A 2,709-nucleotide genomic window follows, 5' to 3' on the forward strand; every position below is an offset into this window, starting at 1 on the left:
CCAGGTGACGGGCCACCTGCCGACCGAGCGAACCCGTCGCACCCGTCAGCAACACCGTCCCCGCAGGGTCCAACGCCCGCAGACCCATGGACGGGGAGTCCGTCCCGGCGGTCCGCATCAGCCGCCGGGCGAAGGCCTCGCCGGCGCGCAGGGCGAGGTCGGGCTCCTCGGCGTCGAGCGCATTCGGCAGGGCCTGCTGCGAGGCCGGGTCCTCGTCCAGGTCGATCAGGGTGATCCGGCCCGGGTTCTCCGACTGCGCCGAGCGCAGCAGGCCGTGCACCGCGGCGGCCGCCAGGTCCTTGCCGGAACTCGCGCCCCAGGTGACCACCACCAGGCGGGAGTTCGCCAACACGTCCGCTGCCAGCCACTCCTGCACCAGCGCCATGGTGTGCCGGACGGTCACATGCGCGGCGGCCACCGGATCGGGGCCGAGCCCAGTGGGGACCGGGAGCACCAGGATGTCGGGGACGGCTTCGGCCGTTGCCACCGCAGCCAGACCGGCGAAGCGGACCGCACCGGCCAGGCTCAGCTCGTCCTCACCCAGCAGACCGATCGACCCGGTCGACGCGGAGGACGGCAGGACCACCGGCAGCCACTCGGGGCGGAACAGCGAATCCTGCCGGCCCCCCGCCAACTGCTCAAGGGCGAAGGGCCGCAGGATCAGGGTGCCGACCTCGGCCACCGGTCGGCCCGTGCCGTCCGCCACGGCCAGCGACACGCCGTCGGCGCCGGCCGCACCGATCCGTACGCGCAGCTCGGTCGCGCCGGCGGCGAACAGGGACACGCCCGACCAGGAGAACGGCAGCCGCCCCTGGCCGGTGTCCTCCAGCACCCGGCCCGCGCCGACCGCGTGCAGCGCAGCGTCGAGCAGTGCAGGATGCAGGCCGAACGATGTCGCCTCGGCCCGCACGTCCTCCGGCAGCGCCACCTCGGCGAAGACCTCTCCGTCCCGCCGCCACGCCGCCCGCAGACCCTGGAACACCGGCCCGTACGCGAACCCGGCCGTGGCGAAGGCCTCGTACACACCGTCCACCGCGAGCGGCTCGGCACCGGCCGGCGGCCACTCGGCCAGGTCGAATGCGGCAGACGTACTCCCGCCGGCCGCAAGCACACCGGCAGCGTGGCGCGACCACGGCTCGTCCAGCGGTGCATCCTCCGGCCGGGAGAAGACCGCCACCGACCGGCGGCCGGAGTCGTCCGGGACGCCGACGGAGAGCTGCATCTGCACGGCACCGCGCGGCGGAAGCACCAGCGGCGCCTCCAGGGTCAGTTCCTCCAGCAGACCGCACCCGACCTGGTCACCGGCCCGGACCGCCAGCTCGACGAACGCCGTGCCGGGCAGCAGCACGCTGCCGGCCACGGCGTGGTCCGCCAGCCACGGGTGGGCGTCCAACGACAGCCGCCCGGTGAACACATGGCCGTCCGCGTCGGCGAGCGCCAACGAGGCACCGAGAAGCGGGTGGTCGGCCGCCCCGAGGCCGGCGGACACCACGTCCCCCACGAACCCGCGCAGCGGCCGCGGCCAGAAGTACTCCTGCTGGAACGCGTAGGTGGGCAGGTCCACCCGGCGTGCACCCGTGCCCGCGAAAACCGCCTGCCAGTCGACCTTCGCACCGAGCACGTGCAGCCGGCCGAGCGCGGCGGTGATGCTCTCCGACTCGGAGCGGTCACGGCGGAGAGTAGGCGTCAGGACGGCGTCGGTGTCCTCGCGGAGGCACGGCTGCGCCATGGCGCTCAGCGTGCCGTCCGGGCCCAGCTCCAGGAACGTCCGGACACCTTCGGCGTCCAGCACGTGCACCGCGTCGGCGAAGCGGACGGCCTCGCGGACGTGCCGCACCCAGTACTCCGGGTCGGCCAGCTCGGCCGAGGCGAGCGTGCCGGTCAGGGTGGAGACGATGGGGATCCGCGGCTCCGCGAAGGCCACCTCGGCGGCCACGGCACGGAACTCCGCCAACATGCCGTCCATCAAAGGCGAATGAAAGGCATGACTGACCGTCAGCCGCTTGATCCGACGGCCCTCCAACTGACCAGATACCGCCAGAACCGCTTCCTCGGTACCCGAAATCACCACCGAGGTCGGCCCGTTGACCGCCGCAATGCCCACACCGTCCGTCAGCAGCGGCACCACCTCCGCCTCGGACGCCTCCACCGCGACCATCGCACCACCACGCGGCAGCGCCTGCATCAACCGGCCACGCGCCGCCACCAGCCGGCACGCATCCGCCAGCGAGAAGACGCCCGCGACGTGTGCGGCGGCCAGCTCACCGATCGAATGACCGGCCAGGAAGTCCGGCCGCACACCCCACGACTCGACCAGCCGGAACAGCGCCACCTCCAGCGCGAACAACGCCGGCTGCGTGTACCCCGTCTCGTTGATCAGCCCCGCATCCACGATCGCCTCGCGCAGCGGACGGTCCAACAGCGGATCCAACTCCGCGCACACCGCGTCGAACGCCGCCGCGAACACCGGGAAGGCCTCCGACAGCTCCAAGCCCATCCCGACCCGCTGACTCCCCTGCCCCGCAAACAGGAACGCCGCACGCCCGGCCGTCCCCGCAACCCCACGAACCCCTGCCGACCCGCCCGCGGCCAGCACCTCCAGACCGGCCAGCAGCTGCGCCCGGTCGTCACCGACCAGCGCCGCCCGGTGCTCGAACGCAGAACGGGCCGTCGCCAGCGTGAACGCCACATCGGTCAGCGCGAGACCCG

At 73.3% G+C, this 2,709-nt stretch carries 1 pseudogene; it reads right to left on the bottom strand.

The features are described 5' to 3' along the window. Positions 1 to 2,692 (bottom strand): annotated as a pseudogene (locus ABTY15_RS39530) (acyltransferase domain-containing protein); the annotation flags it as partial. Positions 2,693 to 2,709: the final 17 nt, after the last annotated feature.

This window comes from Kitasatospora sp. NPDC097643 (genome assembly GCF_040302625.1).
In the GTDB taxonomy this organism is placed as follows: domain Bacteria; phylum Actinomycetota; class Actinomycetes; order Streptomycetales; family Streptomycetaceae; genus Kitasatospora.